Source organism: Streptomyces sp. NPDC053427 (assembly GCF_044544985.1).
In the GTDB taxonomy this organism is placed as follows: Bacteria; Actinomycetota; Actinomycetes; order Streptomycetales; family Streptomycetaceae; genus Streptomyces.
In genome coordinates this window covers 250,941-277,228 of record NZ_JBITYA010000007.1, presented here as the reverse complement: position 1 = coordinate 277,228, position 26,288 = coordinate 250,941, and the positions used below count along the sequence as shown (strand labels likewise).

The window sequence follows — 26,288 nt, the reverse complement described above, 5'->3', positions numbered from 1 at the left end:
CCTACGGCCGCGGCGGGGGGCCCACCGGCTCGCGGCGGCGCTGGGCGGTGTCGCTGATCCGCAGCAGGAGTCCGACCATCACCCAGTTCGCGACGAGTGACGAGCCGCCCTTGGCGAGGAACGGCAGCGCCTTGCCGGTGAGCGGTATCAGCCCGGTGACGCCGCCGGAGACGACGAAGACCTGGAGCATCAGCGCGCTGGAGAGCCCGACCGCCAGCAGCTTGCCGAACGCGTCGCGGCAGGCCAGGCCCACCCGCAGGCCGCGCTGGGCCAGCAGCGCGTACAGCAGCACCACGGCCATCACCCCGGCCAGCCCCAGCTCCTCGCCGACGGTGGTGAGGATGAAGTCGCTGTTGCCGGCGAAGCCGACTATTTCGGGACGGCCCTGGCCCAGGCCCGCGCCGGTCATGCCCCCGCTGCCGAAGCTGAAGAGCGCGTCTCCCAGTTGTTTCGAGAGCCCGTCCGCGACGCCCTTCGGGGTGAATGCGGCCATGGGGTCCAGCCAGGCGGTGACCCGGCCGTGGACGTGCGGCTCGATGGAGCCGACCGTGACCGCGCCGACCACGGCCATCAGGAGCCCGCAGATCACCCAGCTGGTGCGCTCGGTCGCCACGTACAGCATGATCACGAACACGCCGAAGAAGATCAGTGACGTGCCGAGGTCCCGCTCGAAGACGAGCACCAGAAGGCTGACGACCCAGATGGTGAAGATCGGCGCGAGCTGGCGGCCCGGGGGCAGCTGTACGCCCAGGACGCGCCGGCCGGTCAGCGCCAGGGCGTTGCGGTTGACGGTCAGATAGCCGGCGAAGAAGACCGCGATCACGATCTTGACGAACTCGCCGGGCTGGAGCGACAGCGGGCCGAGGAAGATCCAGCGTTTGGCGCCGAAGGTGTCGCCGGGGAAGAACGCCGGCGCCATCAGCATCGCCAGCCCGACCGCCATCGTCAGATAGATGTACCGCTGCACGTGCCGGTGGTCGCGCAGCACCATCAGCACCCCGACGCAGACCGCCACCCCGATCCCGGTCCACACCAGCTGTCCCGGTGCCGCCTGCGGCATCTTGAGCGAGGGGGTGGCGGCGTAGGTGAGGTCCAGGCGGCTCAGCAGCACCAGCCCGAGCCCGGTCAGCAGCGTCGACAGCGGCAGGATCAGCGGATCGGCGCGGGCCGCGAAGCGGCGCAGCACCAGATGGGGCAGCCACGCCACGGAAAACATGATGGCGGTGAACCCGAGCAGGTTGTCGGGCAGTCGTCCGGTCATGGACAGGCCGGTGTAGACGTAGCCGAAGACGGTGATCAGGACGACGAGGGCGAGCAGCCAGGCCTCGGTCCGGCGGCGGTCGGGGGCCTGGGCGAGAGCGGCGAACGTCATCGTGCGCTCGACGTCGCTCTCCTGCCGCTGCCTGCGCCGGGCCGCCCGGGGAACGCTGGTCGGTCCGTGCACGCGGGTCCTCGCCATCGGTTCGTACGCCATCGGTGGGTCTGCTGGTCGGTCGGAGCCGCGGCCTGTGGTGGCAGGGCCGGGGCGTCGGCTCGCTGGTCGTTCGACAGTCGGTTCGGTGGTCGGAGAAAGAGACGAGGGAGCGCGGGGTGCGGTTGCGGCCGATGCGGGAGGTGTGTCCGAATTTCGCCGTCCGGTGACGGCAGAGGGCCCGCGCGGGCGACAGGCCGCGGCCCGATTGGCACTCCGCTTGACCGAGTGCTAACCGCGTCATAGTCTCGGCGTTGGCACTCTCCACCGGGGAGTGCCAAGTATGCGCGACGGGCAGGTCCGGCACCCGCGACGACGGATCCACCTGGTCGCCACCTCAGACAGTTAACCCCGTGAGATCTCCGAAGGGGGAGGTCGGATCGTGACGACCACCAGCTCCAAGGTTGCCATCAAGCCGCTCGAGGACCGCATTGTGGTCCAGCCGCTCGACGCCGAGCAGACCACGGCCTCTGGCCTGGTCATCCCGGACACCGCCAAGGAGAAGCCCCAGGAGGGCGTCGTCCTGGCCGTGGGCCCGGGCCGCTTCGAGGACGGCAACCGTCTTCCGCTCGACGTCACCGTCGGCGATGTCGTGCTCTACAGCAAGTACGGCGGCACCGAGGTGAAGTACAACAACGAGGAGTACCTCGTTCTCTCGGCTCGCGACGTTCTCGCGATCGTCGAGAAGTAAGTCACCCGGTTTTGCCTTGATCTGCGCCCCTGGTTCCCGCGTCTAAACAACCCGGGGCAGGGGCGCAGTTCGTATGAGCGATAGCGGTCACGGCGGCGAGGCCGACGATCGCAACGAGAGGACTTGAAGCAACTCATGGCGAAGATCCTGAAGTTCGACGAGGACGCCCGTCGCGCCCTCGAGCGCGGCGTCAACAAGCTTGCCGACACGGTCAAGGTGACGATCGGCCCCAAGGGCCGCAACGTCGTCATCGACAAGAAGTTCGGCGCCCCGACCATCACCAACGACGGTGTCACCATCGCGCGCGAGGTCGAGGTCGAGGACCCGTACGAGAACCTGGGCGCCCAGCTCGTGAAGGAGGTGGCGACCAAGACCAACGACATCGCGGGTGACGGCACCACCACCGCCACCGTGCTGGCCCAGGCGCTGGTCCGCGAGGGCCTGCGCAACGTCGCCGCGGGTGCCTCCCCGGCCGCCCTGAAGAAGGGCATCGACGCGGCGGTCAAGGCCGTCTCCGACGAGCTGCTGGCCACCGCCCGCCCGATCGACGACAAGTCCGACATCGCCGCCGTGGCCGGCCTGTCCGCGCAGGACAAGCAGGTCGGCGAGCTGATCGCCGAGGCGATGGACAAGGTCGGCAAGGACGGTGTGATCACCGTCGAGGAGTCCAACACCTTCGGCCTGGAGCTGGACTTCACCGAGGGCATGGCCTTCGACAAGGGCTACCTCTCGCCGTACATGGTCACCGACCAGGAGCGGATGGAGGCCGTCCTCGAGGACCCGTACATCCTCATCCACCAGGGCAAGATCGCCTCGATCCAGGACCTGCTCCCGCTGCTGGAGAAGGTCATCCAGGCCGGTGGCTCCAAGCCGCTGCTGATCATCGCCGAGGATGTCGAGGGCGAGGCGCTCTCCACCCTCGTCGTCAACAAGATCCGTGGCACCTTCAACGCCGTGGCCGTCAAGGCCCCCGGCTTCGGTGACCGCCGCAAGGCGATGCTCGGCGACATGGCCACCCTCACCGGTGCCACCGTCATCGCCGAGGAGGTCGGCCTCAAGCTCGACCAGGCCGGCCTGGACGTGCTCGGTACCGCCCGCCGCGTGACCGTCACCAAGGACGACACCACCATCGTCGACGGCGGCGGCAACAGCGCCGACGTCGAGGGCCGGGTCAACCAGATCAAGGCCGAGATCGAGTCCACCGACTCGGACTGGGACCGCGAGAAGCTCCAGGAGCGCCTCGCCAAGCTCGCCGGTGGCGTCTGCGTCATCCGCGTGGGTGCGGCCACCGAGGTCGAGCTCAAGGAGAAGAAGCACCGTCTGGAGGACGCCATCTCCGCGACCCGCGCCGCGGTCGAGGAGGGCATCGTCTCCGGTGGTGGCTCCGCGCTGGTCCACGCCGTCAAGGTGCTCGAGGGCAACCTCGGCAAGGAGGGCGACGAGGCCACCGGTGTCGCCGTCGTCCGCCGCGCCGCGGTCGAGCCGCTGCGCTGGATCGCCGAGAACGCGGGCCTCGAGGGCTACGTGATCACCGCCAAGGTTGCCGAGCAGGACAAGGGCCAGGGCTTCAACGCCGCCACCGGCGAGTACGGCGACCTGGTCAAGGCCGGCGTCATCGACCCGGTCAAGGTCACCCGCTCCGCCCTGGAGAACGCCGCCTCCATCGCTTCGCTGCTGCTGACGACCGAGACCCTGGTCGTCGAGAAGCCGGCGGACGAAGAGGCCGAGGCCGGTCACGGCCACGGTCACGGCCACTCGCACTGACGCGTGCAGTAATCCGGTACGGCTCGAGGCCCGGTCCCCGCTCAACGCGGGGGCCGGGCCTCGGCCGTACGCCCGTCGGCACCGCGGCCGCGACCGTCGGCCGCCGCCTCATGCCGAGTGGCCCAGCCCCTCCGGCCGTACGGGATCGCTGAACGGCAGCCCCCGGGTGTAGCGCTCGAGTTCGTCCAGGGCCAGGTCGGCCAGGCGGTGGAGCTCGCCGCCGAGGGAGCCGGCGATGTGCGGGGTCAGCAGGACGTTGGGGAGGTCGTACAACGGGGAGTCGGGGGGCGGGAGTTCGGGGTCGGTGACGTCGAGTACCGCGCTCAGCCGGCCGGTCAGCAGCTCGGCGAGGAGGGCCGCTTCGTCGACGAGGGACCCGCGGGCGGTGTTGATCAGGGTGGCGCCGTCGGGCATCAGAGCCAGCTCGCGGGCGCCGAGCATATGGCGGGTGGCGGGCAGCTGAGGGGCATGGACGGTGACGATGTCGCTGTCGGCGCAGAGGGTGTCGAGGGGTACCGCGGTTGCGCCCAGGCGAGCGGCCTCGGCGGCGTCCACGTACGGGTCGTGGAGGAGGACCCGCAGGTCGAAGGGGCTCAGGAGTTCCATGAGGCGGCGGCCGATGCGGGAGGCGCCGATGACGCCGACGGTGCGGCCGCAGTTGCCGGAGCCGGTCAGCTCGTGCTGCCAGTCGTGCGGGGCGCGCAGGGTGCGGTAGCGGTGGGCGGCGTGCAGGACGCGCTTGTTGGCGAAGAGGATCGCGGCGAGGGCGTACTCGGCGACCGGCAGCGCGTTGGCGGTGGCGGCCGAGGCGACGGCGATGCCGCGCTGCCAGCAGGCCTCGGTGATGTGGTGCTTGACGGAGCCGGCGGCGTGGACGACGGCACGCAGCCGGGGCGCGGCGGCCAGCACCCGGTCGGTGAGCGGCGGGGCGCCCCAGCAGGTGAGGAGCACCTCGGCGCGGGCGAGGGCGGCGGCGACCTGGGGGGTGGGAGCGGCCAGGTCGTGCGCGACGAGGTGGGAGTCGGTACGGGCGAGGGCCGCGAGGCGGCGGTGGTGGCGGTCGGTGAGCAGCCGGGCGGCGATGCCGGGGCCCATCGACAGCAGCAGGCTGGGGCGCCTTCCCACGTCCTGCGCGCCGTCCCCTCCCGTGGGCGGGTCGTTGGGGCCGGTGGAGGCTGATGCGGTCATGTGTCCTTCTCTTGACCGTTGGCGGGGAAGCCATGCCCGGGTGGCGCTCCGACCCGTCGGCGTCCCGGGCGCCACGGTGGAGGCGCCGGGCCGTAGCGGCGATGCCGTGCGGGCCCGGCGCCGCGGCGGACCCGCACCGGACGACCCGCTAACGAGGCCCGTACTTCCGCCCCGTACGAGAGGAAAGGCCCCCCAGCACCCCCCGAGGCGCCAACTTCACGGCGCCCATCAGCGCCTTGTACCGCGGATCCGGAATCGAGAGGGACTTCCCCCGCGTCAGATCCTTCATCGCCGCATCCACCAGCTTGTCCGCATCCAGCCACATCCACGAGGGGATGTTGTCCGTCCCCATCCCGGCCCGCTGGTGGAACTCGGTCCGTACGAACCCGGGGCACAGCGCCATCAGCCGCACCCCGCTCCCCGCCAGATCCCGCGCCGCCCCCTGCGTGAACTGCACGACCCACGCCTTGCTCGCCCCGTACGTGCCCCGCGGCACGAAAGCGGCCACCGACGCCACATTGACCACCGCACCCCGCCGCCGGTCCCGCATCCCGCGCACCGCCGCCGAGGTCAGCCGCAGCACCGCCTCGCAGTGCACCTTCAGCATCGTCAGCTCGTCGGCCATCGGCACTTCGAGGTACTCGCCCTTGTTGCCGAAGCCGGCGTTGTTCACCAGCACATCCACCGGGTGCTTGGACTCCCCGAGCCGTGCCTCGACGGCTCCGATGCCCTCCTCGGTCGCCAGATCGGCGACCAGCACCTCCGCCTCGATGCCGTGCCGGTCGTGCAGCTCGGTGGCCTGTTCGCGCAGCCGCTTCTCGTCGCGCGCCACCAGCACCACGTTGTGTCCGTCGCTCGCGAGCCGCCGGGCGAAGGCCGCCCCGATGCCCGCCGTCGATCCCGTGATCAATGCAGTCGTCATACGGGCACGCTATCCGTCCGGGTCGCGCAACCCCCACCCCGAACGGATGCTCAATTCCCCGCCCGCCCTGCCTGCTTCGCCTGCTCCGCACGCTTCAGCGCCTTGGCCCGCGCCTCCGGATGCAGCGCCTCGCCCGCGTCGAGCAGCCGCGGCAGCAGTTCCGGCTGCGTGGTCAGGGCCCGGAACATCAGCGCGAGGGTCACCTCGTGGCCGGGCCGGTGCACCACCTGCACGGCGTCCCCGGCGCGGATCTCGCCGGGTTCGAGCACCCGCAGATACGCGCCGGGCACCGCGGCCCGGGTGAAGCGCTTGATCCACCCGGGTTCGCCGAGCCACTCCTGGAACGTCCGGCACGGGATGCGCGGCGAGGTCACCTCCAGCAGCAGCCGCGGCCCGATCCGCCAGCGTTCGCCGATCCGGGCGGCGGTGATCTCGACGCCGGAGGTGGTGAGGTTCTCGCCGAAGGCGCCGTTGGCCAGCTCGCGGCCCAGCTCCCGCTCCCAGTCGTCGAGGTCCTCGCGGGCGTAGGCGTACACGGCCTGGTCGTTCCCGCCGTGATGACGGATGTTGACCACCGCGTCGCCCGCGAGCCCGCTCGCCCCGATGCCCTTGGGCCCCGGGGCGGCGACCGCAACCGGCCCGGTCGCCGGACGCTTGTCGATACCCGTGCCGGCGCGCGCGGCCGCGGACGGCCGGGGCCGTCCCACATTCACGGTCAGCAGCTGCACACCGCGCTCCCTACGCCGCTCCGTCCGTGGTCGATAGCGTCACGCTAAGCCATCGCGCCGCCCCCCGCGCGGCCCGCTGCGCCGCCCGAAGCGCCCCCAAAGACCGCAACCAACTTTCCGCGATCAATCCAAGACTCGCTTATACTCGAAGCATGATCGAGGCCCGTCATCTCCGCGTCCTGCGCGCCGTCGCCCGGACCGGCTCCTTCTCCGCCGCCGCGCGGGAGCTGGGCTGCACCCAGCCCGCCGTCAGCCAGCAGATGAAGGCCCTGGAGCAGGCCACCGGCACTCCGCTCCTGGTCCGTACGGGCCGTGAGACGCGCTTGACCCAGGCGGGTGAGGCGCTGGTACGGCACGCCGTCGGCATCCTGGCGGGGCTGACCGCCGCCGAGGAGGAGGTCGCGGCCATCGCGGGCCTGCGCGCGGGGCGGGTGCGGCTGGTGTCGTTCCCCTCGGGCAGCTCGACGCTGGTGCCGACCGCGCTCGCCAAGATGCGCGCCGCGCACCCCGGAACCCGGGTCTCGCTGGTCGAGGCCGAGCCGCCGCGCTCGATCGAGATGCTGCGCAACGGCGACTGCGAGATCGCGCTGGCCTTCCGATACCCGGAAGTGCGCGGGGCGGACCCGGCGGCCGGGGCGGAGTGGGACGACCTGGTGGCTCGGCCGATCCTGAAGGATCGGCTGATCGGGTTGGTCCCGGACGGCCACCGGCTGGCGAAGGCGGAGGCGGCGGGGTTCGCCGAGCTGGCCGACGAGCCGTGGATCGCGGGCTGCCCGCGCTGCCGCCGGCATCTCGTCGAGGTGTGTGAGAGCGCGGGCTTCACGCCCCGTATCGACTTCGCGACGGACGACTATCCGGCGGTGATCGGGCTGGTCGGCGCGGGCCTCGGGGTCGCCGCGCTGCCGGAGCTCACCTTGGCGTCGGTACGGCCCAAGGGGGCCACGACGGTACGGATGGAGCCGGCCGTGCACCGGGAGATCGTCGCGCTCACGCTGCCGGATCTGGCGCGGGTCCCGGCCGTGGAGGCGATGCTCGATCAGCTGGTGGAGGCCGCGGGTCGCGCGCGTTGAGGGGCGTCCGGGCGCCGACCGGCCGCACGGAGCGGGAGCGCGCAGGTCGGACGCGCACCGACGGGGCGCGGTGGGCCCGCCGGTTCATCCGTGGGGTCTCGGGTCGTTCTGAAGAAACGTTTCCTCGTTACTGATCCGCTCCGGACGATCAGGGGCCGCTCATGCCCGCTTGGCCGGTCAGTGAGGTCGCGGGGATCAGCCGATGACGGGCCCGGCCCATGAGTTCCTCGCGTTCGTCCTCGGTCAGTCCGCCCCAGACCCCGTAGGGCTCGCGGACAGCCAGGGCATGCGCCGCGCACTCGGCCCGCACGGGGCAGCGCATGCACACCTCCTTCGCCGATGTCTCACGCGCGCTGCGGGCCGCTCCGCGCTCACCTTCGGGGTGGAAGAAGAGCGAACTGTCCACGCCGCGGCAGGCGGCGAGGAGCTGCCAGTCCCAGAGGTCTGCGTTCGGGCCCGGGAGGCGGGAGAAATCTGCCATTGCTTGTCCCCTCGAAGCGATGCTGATTCGGGCTCGGTGCTCAGAACGTACATCTACCGTCTAAGTAGATGTAAATATGACTCATTGCGAATCTAGTCGCAGACTCCGCGAAAATGGAAGCAAGAGAGCCAAATAGGGCATAGGGTGCACGCGCGGATGCCGGTCGCCCGAGATGCCGTCTGCGTATCCGGCTCCTTACGGAGCGTGCTGAAGACGGTCACCGAAGCCGTAACTCTTTCGAGTGACCGTCGTTGAGTGTGCGGAGGCGGTTGGCAGAGGTAGTCGTCGGGCAGGTGTCCGAGGGCCGTCAATCGCACAGGTGACGATACGTACCAGCCTGGAGGCTCAAGGTGACGCGCATCAGCTGCGGAGGGCGGTCATGACATCCGTCCTCGTCTGCGACGACTCCCCGCTTGCCCGAGAGGCGCTCCGTCGGGCGGTTGCGACCGTGCCCGGCGTCGAGCGTGTGACGACCGCGGCCAACGGCGAGGAAGTCCTCCGCCGCTGGGGTGCCGATCGCTCGGACCTGATTTTGATGGACGTACGGATGCCCGGACTCGGCGGTGTCGAGACCGTGCGCCGGCTGCTGTCCGCCGACCCCGGCGCCCGGATCATCATGCTCACGGTGGCCGAGGACCTCGACGGGGTCGCGCTCGCGGTCGCCGCCGGTGCCCGCGGCTATCTGCACAAGGACGCCTCGCGCGCCGAGCTGCGGGCGACGGTGACCCAGGCGCTGGCCGACCCGACGTGGCGGCTCGCCCCGCGCCGGCTGCGGTCCGCCGAGATGGGCGCCGCGCCGACGCTCACCGCACGCGAGATCCAGGTGCTGGAGGGGATGAGCCACGGCCGCTCCAACGCCGAGATCGGCCGTGAGCTGTTCCTGTCGGAGGACACGGTCAAGACCCACGCCCGGCGCCTGTTCAAGAAGCTCGGCGCCTCGGACCGCGCGCATGCGGTGGCGCTCGGTTTCCGCTGGGGACTGGTTCGCTGAATCTGCTGTGCCCACGGGGTTACGGCACCCGCCCGCCGGCCGGGTGGTGACCGTCGTAACCCCGCTGCGTCGACGCCCGGCGCCGAAACCTCGCGGGATGCCGCATCCTTGAGGTGTGACTCCTCCCCGGCGGAGGCCGGGGCTTCTCACTCGGCCAGAAGAGACCTCATGACGGACAAGTCCTGCCCGGCGCCGTACGGCACGCAGCCAAGCTACCGGCGAGGGCTCGCGGTCGGTATGGGTACAACCCGAACGGGGGAGGCGTGGAACGTGAGTGCTAGCGCGACGGCTCGTAACGGTTCGGGGCACAACGACGGGGGTGGTGCCACGGATCGTCCGGCACCAAGGCACCATGGACCGATGCGCGAGGACGGGAATCAGGAGATCGGCGATCTCGTCGCACGCGCCGTCGAGGGTGACCAGCGGGCCACGCACGACCTCCTGGCCCACGTCCATCCCCTCGCCCTGCGCTACTGCCGCACCCGGCTGTCGAGGCTGCCGGGCGATGCCCGGCACTTCGTCGAGGACCTGGCGCAGGAAGTCTGCGTGGCGGTGCTCTGCGCGCTGCCGCGCTACCGCGACACCGGCAAGCCCTTCGAGGCGTTCGTCTTCGCCATCGCCGGCCACAAGGTCGCCGACCTGCAGCGGGCCGCGATGCGGCATCCGGGCAGTACGGCCGTCCCGTCCGACGAGATGCCCGAGCAGCCGGACAACTCCCTCGGCCCCGAGGAGCGGGCGCTGCTGAGCAGCGATGCCGAGTGGGCCAAGAAGCTGCTGGCCAATCTGCCGGAGAACCAGCGGGAGCTCGTCCTGCTGCGGGTCGCCGTCGGGCTCACCGCCGAGGAGACCGGGCAGATGCTGGGGATGTCGCCCGGCGCGGTACGGGTCGCCCAGCACCGCGCGCTGAGCCGGCTGCGGGCGCTGGCCGAGCAGTAGGCACCGCCCGCCGGCGGGCGGCGCTCATCCGCGGCGCGATGTCGCCGTAGGAAGCCACAAGTGACGAGGCCCTCATTCGCCGTGGAATTGGACACCCCTCCAGGCCGTTAGCATGGGAGTCCGCGCTGAGGCAAGAGCATTGGGGAAGGTGTCATGAGTGACAACGTCGACGGTATGCCCGCCAAATTCGCCATGCTCGGGCTGACATACGACGATGTCCTGCTGCTGCCCGGTGCGTCGGAGGTGCTGCCGAACACGGTGAACACCGCCTCCCGGGTCTCGCGGAACGTCTCGGTCAACATCCCGCTGCTGTCGGCCGCGATGGACAAGGTCACCGAGGCGCGGATGGCCATCGCCATGGCGCGTCAGGGCGGCGCCGGTGTGCTGCACCGCAACCTCTCCATCGAGGACCAGGCCAACCAGGTCGATCTGGTCAAGCGCTCCGAGTCCGGCATGGTCACCGACCCGATCACGGTCCGCCCGGACGCCACGCTCGCCGAGGCCGACGCGCTGTGTGCGAAGTTCCGCATCAGCGGCGTCCCGGTGACGGATGCGGCCGGCAAGCTGCTGGGCATCGTCACCAACCGCGACATGGCCTTCGAAATGGACCGCGCCCGTCAGGTCCGCGAGGTCATGACGCCGATGCCGCTGGTCACCGGCAAGGTCGGGATCTCCGGCGAGGACGCCATCCAGCTGCTGCGCCGTCACAAGATCGAGAAGCTGCCGCTGGTCGACGACGCGGGCGTGCTCAAGGGCCTGATCACGGTCAAGGACTTCGTCAAGGCGGAGAAGTACCCGAACGCCGCCAAGGACGCCGAGGGCCGACTGGTCGTCGGTGCGGCGGTGGGCGTCGGCGACGCGGCGTACGACCGGGCGCAGGCGCTGGTCGAGGCCGGTGCGGACTTCCTCGTGATCGACAGTGCGCACGGCCACAGCCGCGGCATCCTCGACATGATCGCCAAGGTCAAGTCCAACATCACCGTCGATGTCGTGGGCGGCAACGTCGCCACCCGGGACGGCGCGCAGGCGCTGATCGACGCGGGCGTGGACGGCATCAAGGTCGGCGTCGGCCCCGGCTCCATCTGCACCACGCGGGTCGTCGCCGGTGTCGGCGTGCCGCAGGTCACCGCGATCTACGAGGCCGCGCAGGCCGCGCACGCCGCGGGCGTCCCGCTGATCGGTGACGGCGGGCTCCAGTTCTCCGGCGACATCGCCAAGGCCATCGCGGCCGGCGCGGACACCGTCATGCTGGGCTCGCTGCTGGCCGGCTGCGAGGAGTCGCCCGGCGAGATGGTCTTCATCAACGGCAAGCAGTTCAAGTCGTACCGCGGCATGGGCTCGCTGGGCGCGATGCAGTCCCGCGGCCAGGCGCGTTCCTTCTCCAAGGACCGCTACTTCCAGGACAACGTCCTGTCCGAGGACAAGCTCGTCCCCGAGGGCATCGAGGGCCAGGTCCCCTACCGCGGCCCGCTGGCCTCGGTCGCCCACCAGCTCGTCGGCGGCCTGCGCGCCTCCATGGGCTACGTCGGCTCCGCGACCGTCCCCGAGCTGAAGGAAAAGGGCCGCTTCGTCCGCATCACCACCGCGGGCCTGAAGGAGAGCCACCCGCACGACGTCCAGATGATCACCGAGGCGCCGAACTACGCGCGCGGCTAGCCTCGCCACGGCGTCCGAGCGCCGTTGCGGTGCAGTTGCAGGGGACCCGCGACCGGGGAGGTCGCGGGTCCTGTCGCGTCAGGGATACTGGGGGGCGTATTCCGTAGGAAGGGCCAATCACAGTGACTGAGATCGAGATCGGACGCGGCAAGCGCGGCCGGCGGGCGTATGCCTTCGACGACATTGCCGTCGTACCGAGTCGCCGCACCCGCGACCCGAAGGAGGTCTCGATCGCCTGGCAGATCGACGCCTACCGCTTCGAGCTGCCGTTCCTGGCGGCTCCCATGGACTCGGTGGTCTCCCCGCAGACCGCCATCCGCATCGGCGAACTGGGCGGCCTGGGCGTCCTCAACCTCGAGGGCCTGTGGACCCGGTACGAGGACCCGGAGCCGCTGCTCGCGGAGATCGCGGAGCTGGACGGCGCGTCGGCCACCAAGCGGCTCCAGGAGATCTACGCCGCGCCGATCAAGGAAGAGCTGATCGGGCAGCGGATCAAGGAGGTGCGCGACTCCGGTGTCGTCACCGCCGCCGCGCTCTCCCCGCAGCGCACCGCCCAGTTCTCCAAGGCGGTCGTGGACGCGGGCGTGGACATCTTCGTGATCCGCGGGACGACGGTGTCGGCCGAGCACGTCTCGTCCGCCGCCGAGCCGCTGAACCTCAAGCAGTTCATCTACGAGCTGGACGTTCCGGTCATCGTCGGCGGCTGCGCCACGTACACCGCGGCGCTGCACCTGATGCGTACCGGCGCGGCCGGTGTGCTGGTGGGCTTCGGCGGCGGTGCCGCGCACACCACCCGTAACGTGCTGGGCATCCAGGTGCCGATGGCGACCGCGGTGGCCGATGTCGCGGCCGCGCGCCGGGACTACATGGACGAGTCCGGCGGTCGGTACGTCCACGTCATCGCCGACGGCGGCGTCGGCTGGTCCGGCGACCTGCCCAAGGCGATCGCCTGCGGCGCGGACGCGGTGATGATGGGCTCCCCGCTCGCCCGCGCGACGGACGCGCCGGGCCGCGGTCACCACTGGGGCATGGAGGCCGTCCACGAGGACGTGCCGCGCGGCAAGCGGATGGACCTGGGCGCGGTCGGCACCACCGAGGAGATCCTGTGCGGTCCCTCGACCACGCCGGACGGGTCGATGAACTTCTTCGGCGCGCTGCGCCGGGCGATGGCCACCACCGGGTACTCCGAGCTGAAGGAGTTCCAGCGGGTGGAGGTCACGGTCGCGCCGTCGCAGCACGACAACCGCTGAGGCTGCCCTGTACGACCTGAAGGGCCCGGACCGCACGCGCGGTCCGGGCCCTTCGGCCGTGTGCGGGGGTGTTAGCCCGCCACCTTCTTGGCGGTGCTGAAGCCACCGGCGGCGGCCAGGATGAAGAAGAGGGCGTCGATCGCTTCGAGGTCCTTCTTCCAGACCTCGCTGAGGATGTCGAAGTGCTGGAAGAGCGCTTCGAAGACGGAGATGTTCGCGCCGTCGCCCAGGGCGAGGGCATAGGCGAACATCGTGCCGAGGTAGTACGAGAGCAGGCCGAGGATCGCGGCGACCACGGGAACCGCCGGGTTACGACCGCCGATCTTGCCCATGGCGGCGCCGATCAGCGCGCCGAGGGCCAGGGCCGCGTAGCCGATCGTGGCGCCTTCGGTGGCCTTGAGGATCGCGCCGTAGATGCCGGCCACGACCAGCATGACGATGACACCCACGGCGATGGCGCCACCCGGGTTTCCGCTGCTGGCCGGCGGCGCCGGGTAGCCGGGTGCGGGAGCGCCGTACTGGGGCTGCGGGGCACCGTACTGCGGCTGCTGGGGCTGTTGTGGCTGCTGAGGCGGATAGGGCTGGCTCATCTGGATCCCCCGTAGAAGAAAGCATGAAGAAATGCGTGAACGAGGGGACAAGCTAGCAGCGCGTCCTGGCATGCCCACAACCAGATAGTGGACTGTGACCTCATTGATGCCCGTCCACCACACGGGTTACAGCCGATGCGCCGCCCCCGTAGGCGTCGCCCCCCGCGTATCCAGGAGGAGTTGGGCCTTCACGGCCAGACCCTGCAGGTCGTAGACGCGGTGGGGCTGGAGCAGCACCGTCAGGTCGGCGGCGGCCGCGGCCTCGTAGAGGGAGTCGGCGCGGGGGATGGGGCGGTCGAGGACGTTCCACTGGGGGACGTAGGGGTCGTGGTAGGTGAGGCCGGCGCCCAATTCCATCAGGCGGGAGGCGATCTCGCGGGCCGGGGCGGCCTCCTGGTCGCCGATGTCCGGCTTGTAGGTGACGCCGAGGAGCAGGATGCGGGCGCCGCGGGCGGACTTGCCGTGTTCGTTGAGGAGGGTGGCGCAGCGCTGGATGACGTAGCGCGGCATCCGGCCGTTGACCTCCTGGGCGAGTTCGACCATGCGGAGCGGGTAGCCCAGTGAACGACCCTTGTAGGAAAGGTAGTTGGGGTCGATCGGGGCGGCGTGGCCGCCGACTCCCGGGCCGGGGCGGAAGGCCTGGAAGCCGAACGGCTTGGTCTCGGCGCAGCGGATGACGTCCCACAGGTCGACGCCGATGTCGTGGCAGAAGACCGCCATCTCGTTCATCAGGGCGATGTTGATGTGGCGGTAGTTGGTCTCCAGGAGCTTGGACGCCTCGGCCTCGCGGGGGCCGCGGGCGCGTACGACCTTGTCGGTGATCCGGCCGTAGAACGCCGCGGCGGCCTCGGTGCAGGCGGGGGTGAGGCCGCCGATGACCTTGGGGGTGTTGCGGTAGGGGTGGGTGCGGTTCCCGGGGTCGTGGCGGCCGGGGGAGCAGGCGAGGTGGAAGTCGCGGCCCGCGGTCAGTCCGGAGCCCTCTTCGAGGAGGGGGCGCACGAATTCCTCGGTGGTGCCCGGGTAGGCGGTGGATTCGAGGATGACGGTGGTGTGCGGGCGCAGCCGCGCGGCGAGCGCGCGGGCCGCATCCGCGATGCCGGTCAGGTCCAGGGCCCGGTCCGCGCCGAGCGGGGTGGCCGCGCAGATGACGGCCGTACGGACCTTTCCGAGGGCGGCGGGGTCGGTGGTGGTGCGGAAGCCGGCCGCGAGCAGCCGGCGGATCTCGGTTGCCGACAGCGGCCCGTCGGCGCCCGAGGGGGTGGCGGCGTGCGGGTCGGGGTCGTAGCCGATGGTGTTGATGCCGGCGGCGGTGGCGGCCTGGGCGAGGGGGAGGCCGAGGTGGCCGAGTCCGATGACGGCGAGGTCCGCGGGCATGTCTGCTGCCGTCCTTCCCGAGCGACTGCGAATAACGCATAAGTAGACTAAGCCGACATTTGACCCAGAATAGGGATTGGTGGATCAAGGGGGCGGGGTGTTGCCGTAACGGGCGGACCGGGGATACCGGCATGGAGCACGGCCGGAACGACGAACGATGGGTATGGCACCGATCACAGCGGGAGGCAGTGGTGAACACAGCGACACTGGGACCGGCCCAGCGTGCCGAGGCGCTCGCCCGGATGGCGGAACAGGAGTTGGACATCCTGGTGGTCGGCGCGGGGGTGGTCGGCGCCGGCACGGCACTGGACGCGGCGACGCGCGGACTGGCCACCGGCCTGGTCGAGGCCCGCGACTGGGCCTCGGGCACGTCGAGCCGGTCGAGCAAGCTCATCCACGGCGGCCTGCGCTATCTGGAGATGCTGGACTTCGCGCTCGTACGGGAGGCGCTCAAGGAGCGGGGGCTGCTGCTGCAGCGGCTGGCGCCGCATCTGGTCAAACCCGTGCCGTTCCTCTATCCGTTGCAGCACCGGGGCTGGGAGCGCTGGTACGCGGGCTCCGGCGTGGCGCTCTACGACGGCATGTCGGTGTCCTCCGGGCACGGCCGCGGGCTGCCCGTGCACCGCCATCTCTCCCACAAGCGGGCCCTGCGGGTGGCGCCCTGCCTGAAGAGCGACGCGCTGGTCGGCGCGCTCCAGTACTACGACGCACAGATGGACGACGCGCGCTATGTGGCGACGATGGTGCGCACCGCCGCCGCGTACGGCGCGCAGGTCGCCAACCGGGCGCGGGTGGTGGGCTTTCTGCGCGAGGGCGAGCGGGTGGTCGGCGCGCGGGTGCAGGACGTCGAGGCGGGCGGCGAGTACGCCATCCGGGCCCGGCAGATCGTCAACGCCACCGGGGTGTGGACGGACGACACCCAGGCGCTGATCGGCGAGCGCGGGCAGTTCCATGTCCGCGCCTCGAAGGGAATTCACCTGGTTGTCCCAAAGGACCGGATCCACTCGACGACCGGACTCATCCTCCGTACGGAAAAGAGCGTGCTGTTCGTCATCCCGTGGGGACGGCACTGGATCATCGGGACGACGGACACCGACTGGGACCTCGACAAGGCCCACCCCGCGGCCTCCAGCGCGGACATCGACTATCTGCTGGAGCATGTGAACTCCGTCCTCGCCATACCGCTGACCAGGGACGACGTGGAAGGCGTCTACGCCGGCCTGCGGCCGTTGCTGGCCGGGGAGTCGGATGCGACCAGCAAGCTCTCGCGCGAGCACACCGTCGCGCATCCGGTGCCGGGGCTGGTCGTGGTCGCCGGCGGCAAGTACACGACGTACCGGGTGATGGCCAAGGACGCCGTGGACGAGGCGGTGCACGGGCTGGACCGGCGGGTCGCGGAGTGCGTGACGGAGGACGTGCCGCTGGTCGGTGCCGAGGGCTACAAGGCGCTGTGGAACGCGCGGGCCCGGATCGCGGCCCGCACCGGCCTCCATGTCGCCCGTATCGAACACCTCTTGAACCGCTACGGGTCGCTGACCGAGGAACTGCTGGAGCTGGTGGTGGCCGATCCTTCGCTGGGCGAACCGCTCGCGGCCGCGGACGACTATCTGCGCGCCGAGGCCGTCTACGCGTGCACCCACGAGGGCGCCCGGCATCTCGACGACGTCCTCACCCGCCGTACCCGCATCTCCATCGAGACCTTCGACCGCGGTACCCGCAGCGCCCGCGAGGTCGCCGAACTGATGGCGCCCGCGCTGGGCTGGGACGACGCCCAGATCGAGAAGGAGGTCGCGCACTACGAGAAGCGGGTCGAGGCGGAGCGCGAGTCGCAGCGCCAGCCGGACGATCTGACGGCGGACGCGGCCCGGCTGGGCGCACCCGACATCGTGCCGCTGTAGTCCGCGGGTGCGGGCCCGCTACGGCCGGCGCTCCGGGCAGAACTCCGCCGCCAGTACGGCCGTCCCGTCCGCCGGCCGGGCCGGCGCGTCGGCGTTGACCCGGTAGCTGACCAGGTGCCGGCCGTCGGCGGTGCCCGCGGTCTCGACGAACGACCCGTTGATGCCGCCGCGGTGGCCCCGGACCGTGACGCCGCACGGCAGCCGGGTCGCGTACAGGCCGAGTCCGCGGGCGCGGTCGGCGCCCCGGTCGTTGCGCAGCTGCGCCATCTGGCGCGGCGCCAGGAACGTGCCGCTGAGCAGCGCGGAGAAGAAGCGGTTGAGGTCGCCGAGGGTGGTGACCATCTCGCCCGCGGCGCCGGCCCGGCTGGGGTCCAGGAAGGTGGCGTCCACCCGCCGGCCGCCGATCAGCGCGTAGCCGCGGCCGTGCGGCCGGGGCAGCGACGGGTCGGCGCCGGGGAAGGAGGTGTGGTCGAGCCCGGCGGGGACGATGAGGCGCCGGTGGATCTCCGAGGCGTACGAGCGGCCGGTCACCCCCTTGATGATCAGGCCGAGCACCAGGTAGTCGGTGTCGGCGTACGCGTAACGGACGCCGGGTGCGGCCACCGGACGGTGCGCGAGGGCGATCCGCAGGAGGCGGTCCGGGGGGTGGGTGTCATAGCGGTGGGCGGCGAAGCCCGTGCCGTACAGCCGTCCGGAGAGCCGGGGGTCCCGCGCGTAGTCGAACAAACCACTCGTATGGGCCAGCAGCTGGCGGATTGTCACCTTTCGTAGATCGCCGCCGTCGCTCTTTCCCGTGGCGGGCCAACGGGCCGGCACGCCCGCGGGGAGGTGTGCGGCCGCGGTGTCGTGCAGGGCCAGTTTCCGCTCGGCGACGAGTTGCAGGATCACCGTCGCCACCAGAGTCTGGGTGAGACCGCCGGCCCGGAAATGGTCGAGGGCGTCCATCGGGCGGCCGGTGCGCAGATCGGCCGCGCCGGCCGTGGAAAAGCGCGAGCCCCAGAACCTGCCGTCGCGGGTGATGAGGGAGGCGGCGCCCGGCGCCCCGTCGTGCACCAGGCGGCGCAGCGCCCCCACCGTCGTGGCGGGCGGCCGGCGGACTTCCCCAGGTGGGAGGGGAGCGATACGCGTCTGACCAGTACACCCCGTCAGAACCGGCACGATCAGCGCGAGCAGGGCGGCCAGTGCGGCCCGGTGGAGCGAGCGCATCGTCATCAGGACTCCCGTTCGTCCCGGCCATCATGCAGGGCGCGCGGCCCGCTACTGGACCGACCCGGGCCTTCCCCATGGCCGCGGATGAGGGAGAATGAAGGCTCCGCCAGGGTGGGTTGTCCGAGTTGGGTCAGTTTGGCGATCGCTGGAAGATCGACATGCGGTCGGCATGTGGTCTTCATGGCGTCGCGGTGCCAACTCGGCTGGATTGCAGAGGGGATTCCGTGGGCGACGAGGTCGAGATGGACGGCAAGGAGGGCAGGCTGCTCGCCGGCCGGTACCGGCTCGCCGATGTTCTCGGCCGGGGCGGCATGGGCACCGTCTGGCGGGCACGCGACGAGGTCCTGGGCCGTACGGTCGCAGTCAAGGAACTGCGCTTCCCCGGCGGGGTCGAGGAGGACGAGAAGCGCCGTCTGATCACCCGTACGCTGCGCGAGGCCAAGGCGATCGCCCGGATCCGCAACAACGGCGCGGTGACGGTCTTCGACGTGGTCGACGAGGACGACCGGCCGTGGATCGTGATGGAGCTGGTCGAGGGCCGCTCGCTCGCCGAGCTCGTCCGCGACGACGGCGCGCTCACCCCGCACCGCGCCGCCGAGGTCGGCCTCGCCATCCTGGACGTACTGCGCGCCGCGCACCGCGAGGGCATTCTGCACCGCGATGTGAAGCCGTCCAACGTCCTGATGTCCGACGACGGCCGCGTCGTCCTCACCGACTTCGGCATCGCCCAGGTCGAGGGCGACCCCTCCGTGACCTCCACCGGCATGCTCGTCGGCGCCCCCTCCTACATCTCCCCGGAGCGCGCCCGCGGCCAGAAGCCGGGCCCGCCGGCCGACATGTGGTCGCTGGGCGGCCTGCTCTACGCCTGCGTCGAGGGCCATCCCCCGTACGACAAGGGCTCGGCGATCGCCACTCTGACGGCGGTGATGACCGAGCCGGTCGAGCCGCCGAAGAATGCCGGTCTGCTGGAAGAGGTCATCTACGGCCTGCTGGTGAAGGACCCGGCGGGCCGCCTGGACGACGCGGGCGCGCGGGCGCTGCTGCAGGACGTCGTCAACGGCCCCGAAGAGCCCGAGCCCGAGCCGCCGATGGACGCCACGCGGGCGATAGCGCTGCCCACGGTGCCGGCGGAGCGGGCCGCAAAGCCGAAGGCCGCGCCCAGGAGCAAGGCCGCGCCGAAGCCGAAGCCCGAGCCGAAGCCGAAGGCCTCGCGGAAGCCGAAGGCGAAGCCCGAGGCCGGGGCCGCCGGTAAGGGGACGACGGCGGCCGCCGCCTCGGTGGGTGCGCCGGAGAAGGCGGAGACCTCCGGCACGCCGGCCGGCCCGGACCGTACGGACTCCGCTGCCGCCACGGCGAGCGACGCGGCCCAGCGGGACGCGGGCACCGCGACCGCCGACCGCCCCGCGGCCCGTCCCGGCTTCGACACCGACGCCGCCAAGGAGCGGGTGCGCGGCGCCCTGCAGGCCGTCCGCAACGCCGCCGCGGCGGCCCGCAACGACTCCAGACCCGGTGACGGCGGCCGTCCCGCCCCGCGCGCCTCGGTGACCGACGTCGTGCCGCGCCGCACGCTGATCACCGCGGCCGTGATCGTGGCACTGCTGATCCTGGGGACGATCCTGGCCTTCGCGCTCAGCGGCGGCGACACGACGAACGGCGCCTCGGGCGGCAAGGACGGCAAGGGCGGGAAGACGTCCGCCGGACACGCCAAGCCCTCGAAGGACGGCAAGAACGAGCCGGATTCGGCCACCGCGAGCAAGCCCGGGACCGACCAGAACGGCCCGTCGGGCCCGCAGTCACCGAACCCGGGGCAGGGCGGCGACGACAAGGGCAGCGACACGGGGGACAAGGGCGACAAGGCCCTGCCGGACGGCTTCGCGTCGGTCTCCAACGGCCGGTTCCACTTCACCGTGGCGATGCCCAAGGGCTTCAAGCAGACCGCGACCGCGGGCGAGGGCTCCGGCGCCATATACAGCACCTCGGGCGGGTTCCCGCGCATCCAGATCGACTACAACGCCAAGCCGGGCAACGATGCGGCGGCCTCCTGGCGCGACCTGGAGCCGGCCGTACGCCGCTCCACCCCCGACTACCACCTCCTCGGCATCAAGACGGTCTCCTGGCGGGACTATCCGACCGTCGCGGACTGGTCGTTCACCCGTCGGCAGGACGGCCAGAAGGTACGCGTCCTCGACCGCGGCTTCAGGGCCGACGACAACCATGGCTACGCGATCATGATCACGTGCAAGGCCGACGCCTGGTCGGACAAGGAGTGCACCCAGCTGCGCGACACGGCGTTCCGCACGTTCGCCGTGAAGGACTGAGCCGTACCGGGCGTTCGCCGCGAAGGACTGACGCCGTACGGGACCGACGCGGCGCGGGCCTGTGTCGGTCCCGGCACGTATCGTGAGAGCGGAACGGGCCGTACGCATGAACGCCGTACGCCTGAACGCGCTGTTGGGGAGGCGTCGTGGACGAGTACGCGGGGAGAGTGCTCGCCGAGCGCTATCGCCTGCCGCTGCGCCCCTCCGGCGAGGACACCTTCGCCGAGACCCGCGCGTTCGACACCTACAGCGGACAGGAAGTGCTGCTCCGTCAGGTGCCGCTGCCGGAGGTCGTGGAGGCGGAGGTCGTCGGCGACCCCGGCTTTCCGGGCGGCGGGCCCACCGGCGGCACGGGCACGGGGACGGCCGACCGCAGCCCCCGCGACCCCGCCGTCCGCCGCGCGCTGGACGCCGCGACGGCCGCCGCGCAACTCCCCGACCACCCCCTCCTCGACCAGGTCTTCGACGTCTTCGCCCAGGACGGCAGCCTCTGGATCGTCGGCGAACTCATCCCCGCCCGCCCGCTGTCCGCACTCCTCGCCGAGCGGCCCCTGAGCGCGCATCGCGCCGCGGAGATCGCCGCCGACGTCCTGACCGCACTGCGCGCCCTGCACGCACACGGCCGCCTCCACCGGAACGTCACCACCCGCACGGTCCTGGTCTGCGACGACGGCCGGGCCATCCTCACCGGCCTGGCGGTGGGCGCCGCCCAGGAGGCGCTGTGCGGCTACGACCCCGCCCCGGAGGAGGACGCGCCCGCGCCGGACGCCCCCGCCGCGGCGCTCCCCGAGCCGACCCGGGGGCCCGAGGCCCGCCAGGAGGACGCCTCGGGGGCGCGGTTCGGCCCGTACGGCGACCACATCGGCGTGCGCGCCGACCTGCACACCGACCTGCGCACCGACGCCGACACCCCGACCGACGCCGATACGGGCGACCTGCCCGCGCCGCGCCGCGAGCCGGCCCCGCAGACCGCGCCCGACGCCGACCTCGACCCCGCGCGCAATGTCCGCCTCACCAAGAGTGAACCCTCCGCCCCCTCCTCGTACGGCCGCCCCAGCGCGGGCCTGGCCGCCGAGCGCGCGTGGCAGGCCCGGCTCCAGATCGTCGGCCCCGTCACCGAACGCTGGGCGCCCGAACAGGCCGAACCGGCCCAGCGCGAGGGCGAAGTGACGGCTCGGACGGGCCCGGCAACGGACCTCTGGGCGGTCGGCGCGCTGCTCTTCCGTGCCGTCGAGGGACGTCCCCCCTTCCCCGAGGAGAGCGTTGCCGAACTGACGCGACTGGTCCGCTCGCAGCCGCCCGCCCCGGCCGACGCCTGCGGCGAGGATCTGGGCTACCTCATCGCCTCCCTCCTCCGCCGGGACCCTGCCGCCCGGCCGGACTTCGAGGAGCTGCGCGGCCGGTTGCGCGCGCTGATCCGTACGGCACCGGAGCCGGAGATCGGCCGTCGGCTGATCTCACTTCCGGCGCTGGAGCAGGGCACGGACCCCCGCCGGCTGCCGATCGTGCGGCGCCGCGGCGAACTCGTCCGTAAGGGGCGGCGCAAGAAGGACCGGGCCCGCCCCGCGGCGCAGCCGCGGACGACGCCCCTGGCCGCGCCGCGCGCGGACGACTTCGCGTCGCCGGTCGCCCCCGTACCCCGCCCTGCGCGCCCGCCGCGCCCCCCGAAGCAGCCCAAGCCCCTCCGCCAGCCCAGATCCGCCAGACCTGCCAGACCGCCCAAGCCGCCCAGGCCCGCCCGCAGCTACGGGCCGTCGGCCGGGGATCCGTACGAGGAGCAGCAGCTGCTCGTGCAGGTCGGCGTGGAGGCGGCACCGAAGCGGCCGCGCGGTGCCCGGGACCACGCCGACGCACGGGCCCCGCGAGGCCGCGGGCCGCGCCACCTCGGGCGGCTCCTCCTCGCCCTGATCCTGCTGCTCCTCGTGGGCGCGGTCGCCTACGCGATGGTGTTCCTGCCGAAGTCCGGCGGGGAGGCCCGGCGCGGATCGGATGGCTCGGGCGGCTCGGAGACCGGCGGCGTATCGGGCGCGGTGTCCGGCGGCACCCCCGCGCCCCCCACCGGCCAGGACGGCGGCCAGGACCAGAGCGAGGGCCAGGACGGCGGCTCGGGTGGCAGCCAGGCCCCGCAGCCCACCCCGCCCACGAACGTCGCCGACGGCTACGCGCTCCGCACCGACCCCGAGGGCTTCCAGGTAGCGGTCCACAAGGGCTGGCAGCGGCGCGCCAAGAACGGCCAGGGCCAGGTCCGTTACCTGGGCGGCGATTACGAGCTGCTGATCGTGCCCGGCCGCGACACCACGGCGCACTTCGGCGCGGACCCCATGGCCTACCAGCAGGACAAGGAGGGCGAGCTGGCTCCGTACCGAGGCTCCGGCTGGTCCTCGGCCTCCGGCCTGCGGCGGATCGACGTCGGCAAGACGGCGATGGCCGAGGGCACGTTCACCTGGAAGGACACCAGCGGCCGCGCGGTCTACGTCCGCAACCTCGCCATGATCCACAACGGCCGCTACCACCTCGTCCTCGTCATCGGCCCCGACACCGGCCGCCGCGAGGTGGACCGCCTGTACGAGCAGGCGACGAGCACATACAGCCCCCGGTGACACCGGTGCCGACCGCTGCGCCTCCCCCTACCCGCTCAACTCCCGCTCCAGCGGCGTCCGGAACCGCGGAGTGATGCGGACGTCGCCGACCCAGCCCGCGAGCCGGGCCGCCTCCGTCTCCACCGCCGAGGCGGCCGCGCGTCCGCCCTCGTCCGTCAGCAGCCGCCAGGCGATCTCGCCGTCCGCCCGCTGCGCCCAGCCGCCGACGATCCGGCCGTTCCACCACACCGTCGGGCCGATGTTGCCGCTGCGGTCGAAGAGGCGGGGGATGTGGTCGGGGCCGAGGTACCAGTCGCGGGCCTTCCAGCCCATGGCGGTGGGGTCGAGGGCGGGGAGGAGGGCGGCCCAGGGCTCGGGCGGGGCGAGCGGTTCGAGGTCGTCGGGCAGTGCCCAGGCGCCCACGCCGTCGTCCAGTGTCACCTCGACCGCATCGGTCGCGGCCACCGCCCGCCGGGTGTCGGTGAGCGTCCAGCCCGTCCACCACTTGAGGTCCTCGACGGTCGCCGGGCCGTACGCGGCGAGCCAGCGGCGGGCGAGGTCGGCGCGTGCTTCAGGGGCCGGCGGGGCGGGCAGGTCGGCGAATGCGGTGCCGGGGGTCCAGCGGAAGGAACTGCTGGTCCAGCCGCCGCGCGGCCGGCCGCGGCGGATGCGGCCCTCGGCGGCCAGTACGCGCAGGATCCGGCTGGAGACGGCGACGGTGGCCTCGTACCGTTTGCCGGGGGAGACGACGATCGTGTCGCGCAGTTCGGGCACATCGGTGGCGAGATCGCCGGCCGTCGCCTCGCCGCGGGCGGTCAGCGCGGCGAGGGCCTTCGCCTCCACCTCCGCCAGGCGCCGTTCGTCCCAGCCGGGAAGGCCACCGATGATCCACCGCGTCATATCGCGCCGTTCCTTCGCGGCGATGGCCAGCGCAGTGGACGAGGCGACCACGGGTGCGAGTCCGGCGCCGACCGCGAAGAGCGTGCGGCGCATGCACAGCAGCCGGACCAGCGAACCGTCGTCGTAGAGGGCCCGTTCCACCTCCGCCGGGTCGGGCGCGGTCAGGCGGGCGCAGGCCGCCAGATGGACGGTGGCCGCATCGCTGGCGTGCAGCCCCACGACCGCATCGGCGACCTCTTCGGTACGGGCCGACCGGTACGCGGGCGCCAGCAGATGGCGCCGCCCGAGGCGGGCCCGGCGTCCGAGGGCGTCGATGTGCGGGCGGGGGTGACTCATGGGGCGTCCCTGTGGGGGCGGGGGCGGTTCATGCGCAGGACCGTACGGGGTGTGGAGGACGGGTCGCGTCCTACACGCCGGTTCCCTGGGCGCCGGTCCCCTCGGCGCCCCCGAACCGCTCCCGCAGTTCCTGTTTGAGCACCTTGCGCAGGGTCGCCCCGCGCGGCAGCGCCGTCAGCACCTCCAGCTGTTCGGGGAGCTTGTGCGGCGCCAGGCCCTGGGAACGGAGGAACGCGCACAGGGCGGGAAGGGTCAACTCGCCTGCCTCCGGCGGCTGTTCGACCACGGCGCAGACCCGCTCGCCCCGCTCCGGGTCCGGCAGGCCGATCACCGCCGCATCGGCCACGTCCGGGTGCCGGTGCAGCAGGTGCTCGATCTCCTGGGCGGAGATGTTCTCGCCCTTGCGGATGATGATGTCCTTGAGACGTCCGGTGACGACGAGGTGGCCGGTGGGGGTGAGGCGGCCGAGGTCGCCGGTGGGGAGGAAGCCGTCGGCGTCGAAGGGGGACGGCTCGTCCAGGTAGCCGCGGCAGACGGCCGGGCCGCGCAGCCGTATCTCCCCGCTGTCGGGCGCGATACGGATCTCCATCTCGGCGGGCGGCCGGCCGTCGGTGCCGGCGAGGTGTTCGGGGCTGTCGTGCGGGTCGCCCATGGTGACCATCGGGGCCTCGGTCATGGCGTAGCCGTGGGTGAGCTGACACCCCAGCTCGGCGACCACCTCGTGGTGGAGCGAGGGGGGTTTCGGCGCGCCGCCGCCCGCCAGCAGGCGGAGGGCGGGCAGGAGCCGGCGGCCGGGCGGCAGTTTGCGCTGTTCGGAGAGGAAGAGGGAGTAGAAGGCGGTGGATCCGCCGGCGAGGGTGACGCGGTGACGCCGGTAGGCGGCCAGCGAACCGGGGAGGGCGAAGTGCTCCAGGAGGACGGCGGGAATGCCGTGCCGTAGGAGCATGACGGTGTAGTCGGGGCCGGCGACGTGGGCGTACGGGAAGGCCATCGAGCCGACGTCGGACGGGGCGATGCGCAGCGCGGCGGCCAGACAGCGGCCGGCGGCCAGCAGGCTGCGGTCGGTGTGCAGGACGCCCTTGGGGCCGGCGGTGGTGCCGGACGTCCAGTAGATCCAGCGCGTCTCGTCGGCGTCGGCGGGTGGCGGCGGCAGTACGTCCGGGTTCCCGTCCGGGAGGGCCCGGTACGCCTCGATGACCGTCGGCGGGGCGGGCAGCGAGGCCGCCAGGCGGCGGGCCATCGCGGTGTGGTCGAAGCCGCGCCAGGTACCGGGGACGGCGAAGAAGGCGGCGCGGGTGCGGCGCAGCACCTGGCCGACCTCGTGGTCGCGGTAGAGGGGGACGACCGGGCTCTGGACGGCGCCGATCCGGGCCAGCGCGAGGCTGAACAGCACGGTCTCGATGCGGGTCGGCAGCTGCCAGACGACTCGGCTGCCGGGCCGCACGCCCCGCCCGTACAGGCCGGCGGCGACCCGCTCCGCCCGCCGGTGCAGCGCCCCGAAGGTGATCCGGCGCTCGTGCCGGGCGGACTCGGTGCCCTGGATGAGGGCGGGCGCATCGGGGCTGCGGGCGGCGCGCCAGGCGACCAGGTCCCAGAAAGTGGCGCCGGTCGTCGTCATCCGGATCTGCCTCCCCTGCACTCCCGCATACTGACGGTGCGTCAGATTTCCTGCCGAGGTTAGAGGTCGACGCCTTGTCGGTCCAGAGCGCCGGGGCTAGCCTGATTCTGACGGGTCATCAGATACCGCGGCCGCCCGGATACGGCCGCTTCACGGGGCGAGGGGACACGATGGGGAATCCGGCAGAGCTACCGCGCATCATCGGCGTCGACGACCATGCGAGCGGGCCCGCGCACCGCTTCGGGACCCGGCTGCGGGGCGATGCGGTCCGCACGCTCCGCCCGGCCCTCGACGCCCGCCGCGGCAGGTAGCCGCCTC

21 protein-coding genes are annotated in these 26,288 nt (G+C 72.1%); 11 read left to right on the top strand and 10 right to left on the bottom strand.

All coding sequences use genetic code 11. The features are described 5' to 3' along the window. Window position 1 precedes the first annotated feature (1 nt). The gene (locus tag ACIGWZ_RS21415; RefSeq protein WP_400067268.1) at window positions 2-1,372 is read right to left on the bottom strand and encodes an FtsW/RodA/SpoVE family cell cycle protein; all 1,371 of its coding nucleotides are present in this window, start codon (window positions 1,370-1,372) and stop codon (window positions 2-4) included. Between the two features lie 481 nt (window positions 1,373-1,853). Here ACIGWZ_RS21415 and groES point away from each other — a divergent pair, with 481 nt between their 5' ends. Beyond that, on the top strand, window positions 1,854-2,162 hold the full coding sequence (gene groES / locus ACIGWZ_RS21410) for a co-chaperone GroES (RefSeq protein ID WP_400066905.1): 309 nt from the start codon (window positions 1,854-1,856) through the stop codon (window positions 2,160-2,162). A gap of 135 nt (window positions 2,163-2,297) precedes the next feature. Then, window positions 2,298-3,926 carry a chaperonin GroEL gene (gene groL, locus ACIGWZ_RS21405; RefSeq protein WP_400066903.1) on the top strand — a complete coding sequence of 543 codons (1,629 nt, stop codon included), beginning with the start codon at window positions 2,298-2,300 and terminating at the stop codon, window positions 3,924-3,926. 108 nt (window positions 3,927-4,034) lie between these two features. Here the strand turns inward: groL and ACIGWZ_RS21400 are convergent, their stop codons facing one another. The 3 genes from ACIGWZ_RS21400 to ACIGWZ_RS21390 form a co-directional block, all read right to left on the bottom strand. Beyond that, a complete protein-coding gene (locus tag ACIGWZ_RS21400) occupies window positions 4,035-5,021 on the bottom strand; it encodes a hydroxyacid dehydrogenase (RefSeq protein ID WP_400067266.1) in 987 nt (328 codons plus the stop codon). Between the two features lie 241 nt (window positions 5,022-5,262). Further along, window positions 5,263-6,036, bottom strand: coding sequence for an SDR family NAD(P)-dependent oxidoreductase (locus ACIGWZ_RS21395; protein ID WP_400066901.1), 774 nt, complete (start codon window positions 6,034-6,036; stop codon window positions 5,263-5,265). Between the two features lie 50 nt (window positions 6,037-6,086). After that, window positions 6,087-6,764, bottom strand: coding sequence for an MOSC domain-containing protein (locus tag ACIGWZ_RS21390; protein ID WP_400066900.1), 678 nt, complete (start codon window positions 6,762-6,764; stop codon window positions 6,087-6,089). A 152-nt stretch (window positions 6,765-6,916) separates the two neighbouring features. On the opposite strand from ACIGWZ_RS21390, the gene ACIGWZ_RS21385 reads away from it, so the two are divergent. After that, on the top strand, window positions 6,917-7,834 hold the full coding sequence (locus ACIGWZ_RS21385) for a LysR family transcriptional regulator (RefSeq protein ID WP_400066898.1): 918 nt from the start codon (window positions 6,917-6,919) through the stop codon (window positions 7,832-7,834). Between the two features lie 148 nt (window positions 7,835-7,982). Here the strand turns inward: ACIGWZ_RS21385 and ACIGWZ_RS21380 are convergent, their stop codons facing one another. Then, a complete protein-coding gene (locus ACIGWZ_RS21380) occupies window positions 7,983-8,315 on the bottom strand; it encodes a WhiB family transcriptional regulator (protein ID WP_400066896.1) in 333 nt (110 codons plus the stop codon). A 379-nt stretch (window positions 8,316-8,694) separates the two neighbouring features. Between ACIGWZ_RS21380 and ACIGWZ_RS21375 the strand changes: the two genes are divergently transcribed. From ACIGWZ_RS21375 to ACIGWZ_RS21360, 4 genes are all read left to right on the top strand, one after another. Then, on the top strand, window positions 8,695-9,306 hold the full coding sequence (locus ACIGWZ_RS21375; protein ID WP_003948568.1) for a response regulator transcription factor: 612 nt from the start codon (window positions 8,695-8,697) through the stop codon (window positions 9,304-9,306). A 360-nt stretch (window positions 9,307-9,666) separates the two neighbouring features. Next, window positions 9,667-10,242 (top strand): sigma-70 family RNA polymerase sigma factor, encoded by a 576-nt coding sequence (locus tag ACIGWZ_RS21370; protein WP_400066894.1) that lies wholly within the window; start codon window positions 9,667-9,669, stop codon window positions 10,240-10,242. Between the two features lie 153 nt (window positions 10,243-10,395). After that, the gene (gene guaB, locus ACIGWZ_RS21365) at window positions 10,396-11,898 is read left to right on the top strand and encodes an IMP dehydrogenase (protein ID WP_400066893.1); all 1,503 of its coding nucleotides are present in this window, start codon (window positions 10,396-10,398) and stop codon (window positions 11,896-11,898) included. Window positions 11,899-12,020: 122 nt separating this feature from the next. Continuing rightward, window positions 12,021-13,148 (top strand): GuaB3 family IMP dehydrogenase-related protein, encoded by a 1,128-nt coding sequence (locus ACIGWZ_RS21360; RefSeq protein WP_400066891.1) that lies wholly within the window; start codon window positions 12,021-12,023, stop codon window positions 13,146-13,148. 71 nt (window positions 13,149-13,219) lie between these two features. Here the strand turns inward: ACIGWZ_RS21360 and ACIGWZ_RS21355 are convergent, their stop codons facing one another. Both ACIGWZ_RS21355 and ACIGWZ_RS21350 read right to left on the bottom strand, forming a co-directional pair. After that, on the bottom strand, window positions 13,220-13,738 hold the full coding sequence (locus ACIGWZ_RS21355; protein ID WP_400066889.1) for a hypothetical protein: 519 nt from the start codon (window positions 13,736-13,738) through the stop codon (window positions 13,220-13,222). Window positions 13,739-13,864: 126 nt separating this feature from the next. Continuing rightward, a complete protein-coding gene (locus ACIGWZ_RS21350) occupies window positions 13,865-15,112 on the bottom strand; it encodes a nucleotide sugar dehydrogenase (protein ID WP_400066887.1) in 1,248 nt (415 codons plus the stop codon). Between the two features lie 191 nt (window positions 15,113-15,303). Between ACIGWZ_RS21350 and ACIGWZ_RS21345 the strand changes: the two genes are divergently transcribed. Continuing rightward, entirely contained in the window at window positions 15,304-17,010 is a 1,707-nt protein-coding gene (locus ACIGWZ_RS21345; protein ID WP_400066885.1) for a glycerol-3-phosphate dehydrogenase/oxidase, read from the top strand. Window positions 17,011-17,028: 18 nt separating this feature from the next. Here ACIGWZ_RS21345 and ACIGWZ_RS21340 read toward each other — a convergent pair whose 3' ends face one another. Continuing rightward, a complete protein-coding gene (locus ACIGWZ_RS21340) occupies window positions 17,029-18,222 on the bottom strand; it encodes a serine hydrolase domain-containing protein (protein WP_400066883.1) in 1,194 nt (397 codons plus the stop codon). A 221-nt stretch (window positions 18,223-18,443) separates the two neighbouring features. Here ACIGWZ_RS21340 and ACIGWZ_RS21335 point away from each other — a divergent pair, with 221 nt between their 5' ends. Both ACIGWZ_RS21335 and ACIGWZ_RS21330 read left to right on the top strand, forming a co-directional pair. After that, window positions 18,444-20,537: a serine/threonine-protein kinase gene (locus tag ACIGWZ_RS21335; RefSeq protein ID WP_400066881.1), complete on the top strand. Its 2,094-nt coding sequence runs from the start codon at window positions 18,444-18,446 to the stop codon at window positions 20,535-20,537. A 146-nt stretch (window positions 20,538-20,683) separates the two neighbouring features. After that, on the top strand, window positions 20,684-23,137 hold the full coding sequence (locus ACIGWZ_RS21330; protein ID WP_400066879.1) for a protein kinase: 2,454 nt from the start codon (window positions 20,684-20,686) through the stop codon (window positions 23,135-23,137). Between the two features lie 27 nt (window positions 23,138-23,164). Here the strand turns inward: ACIGWZ_RS21330 and ACIGWZ_RS21325 are convergent, their stop codons facing one another. Both ACIGWZ_RS21325 and ACIGWZ_RS21320 read right to left on the bottom strand, forming a co-directional pair. Then, on the bottom strand, window positions 23,165-24,352 hold the full coding sequence (locus ACIGWZ_RS21325) for a winged helix DNA-binding domain-containing protein (protein WP_400066877.1): 1,188 nt from the start codon (window positions 24,350-24,352) through the stop codon (window positions 23,165-23,167). A gap of 70 nt (window positions 24,353-24,422) precedes the next feature. Then, a complete protein-coding gene (locus ACIGWZ_RS21320; protein ID WP_400066875.1) occupies window positions 24,423-25,970 on the bottom strand; it encodes a class I adenylate-forming enzyme family protein in 1,548 nt (515 codons plus the stop codon). Window positions 25,971-26,140: 170 nt separating this feature from the next. Between ACIGWZ_RS21320 and ACIGWZ_RS21315 the strand changes: the two genes are divergently transcribed. Continuing rightward, on the top strand, window positions 26,141-26,281 hold the full coding sequence (locus ACIGWZ_RS21315; protein WP_400066873.1) for a hypothetical protein: 141 nt from the start codon (window positions 26,141-26,143) through the stop codon (window positions 26,279-26,281). The last annotated feature ends 7 nt before the right edge of the window (window positions 26,282-26,288 follow it).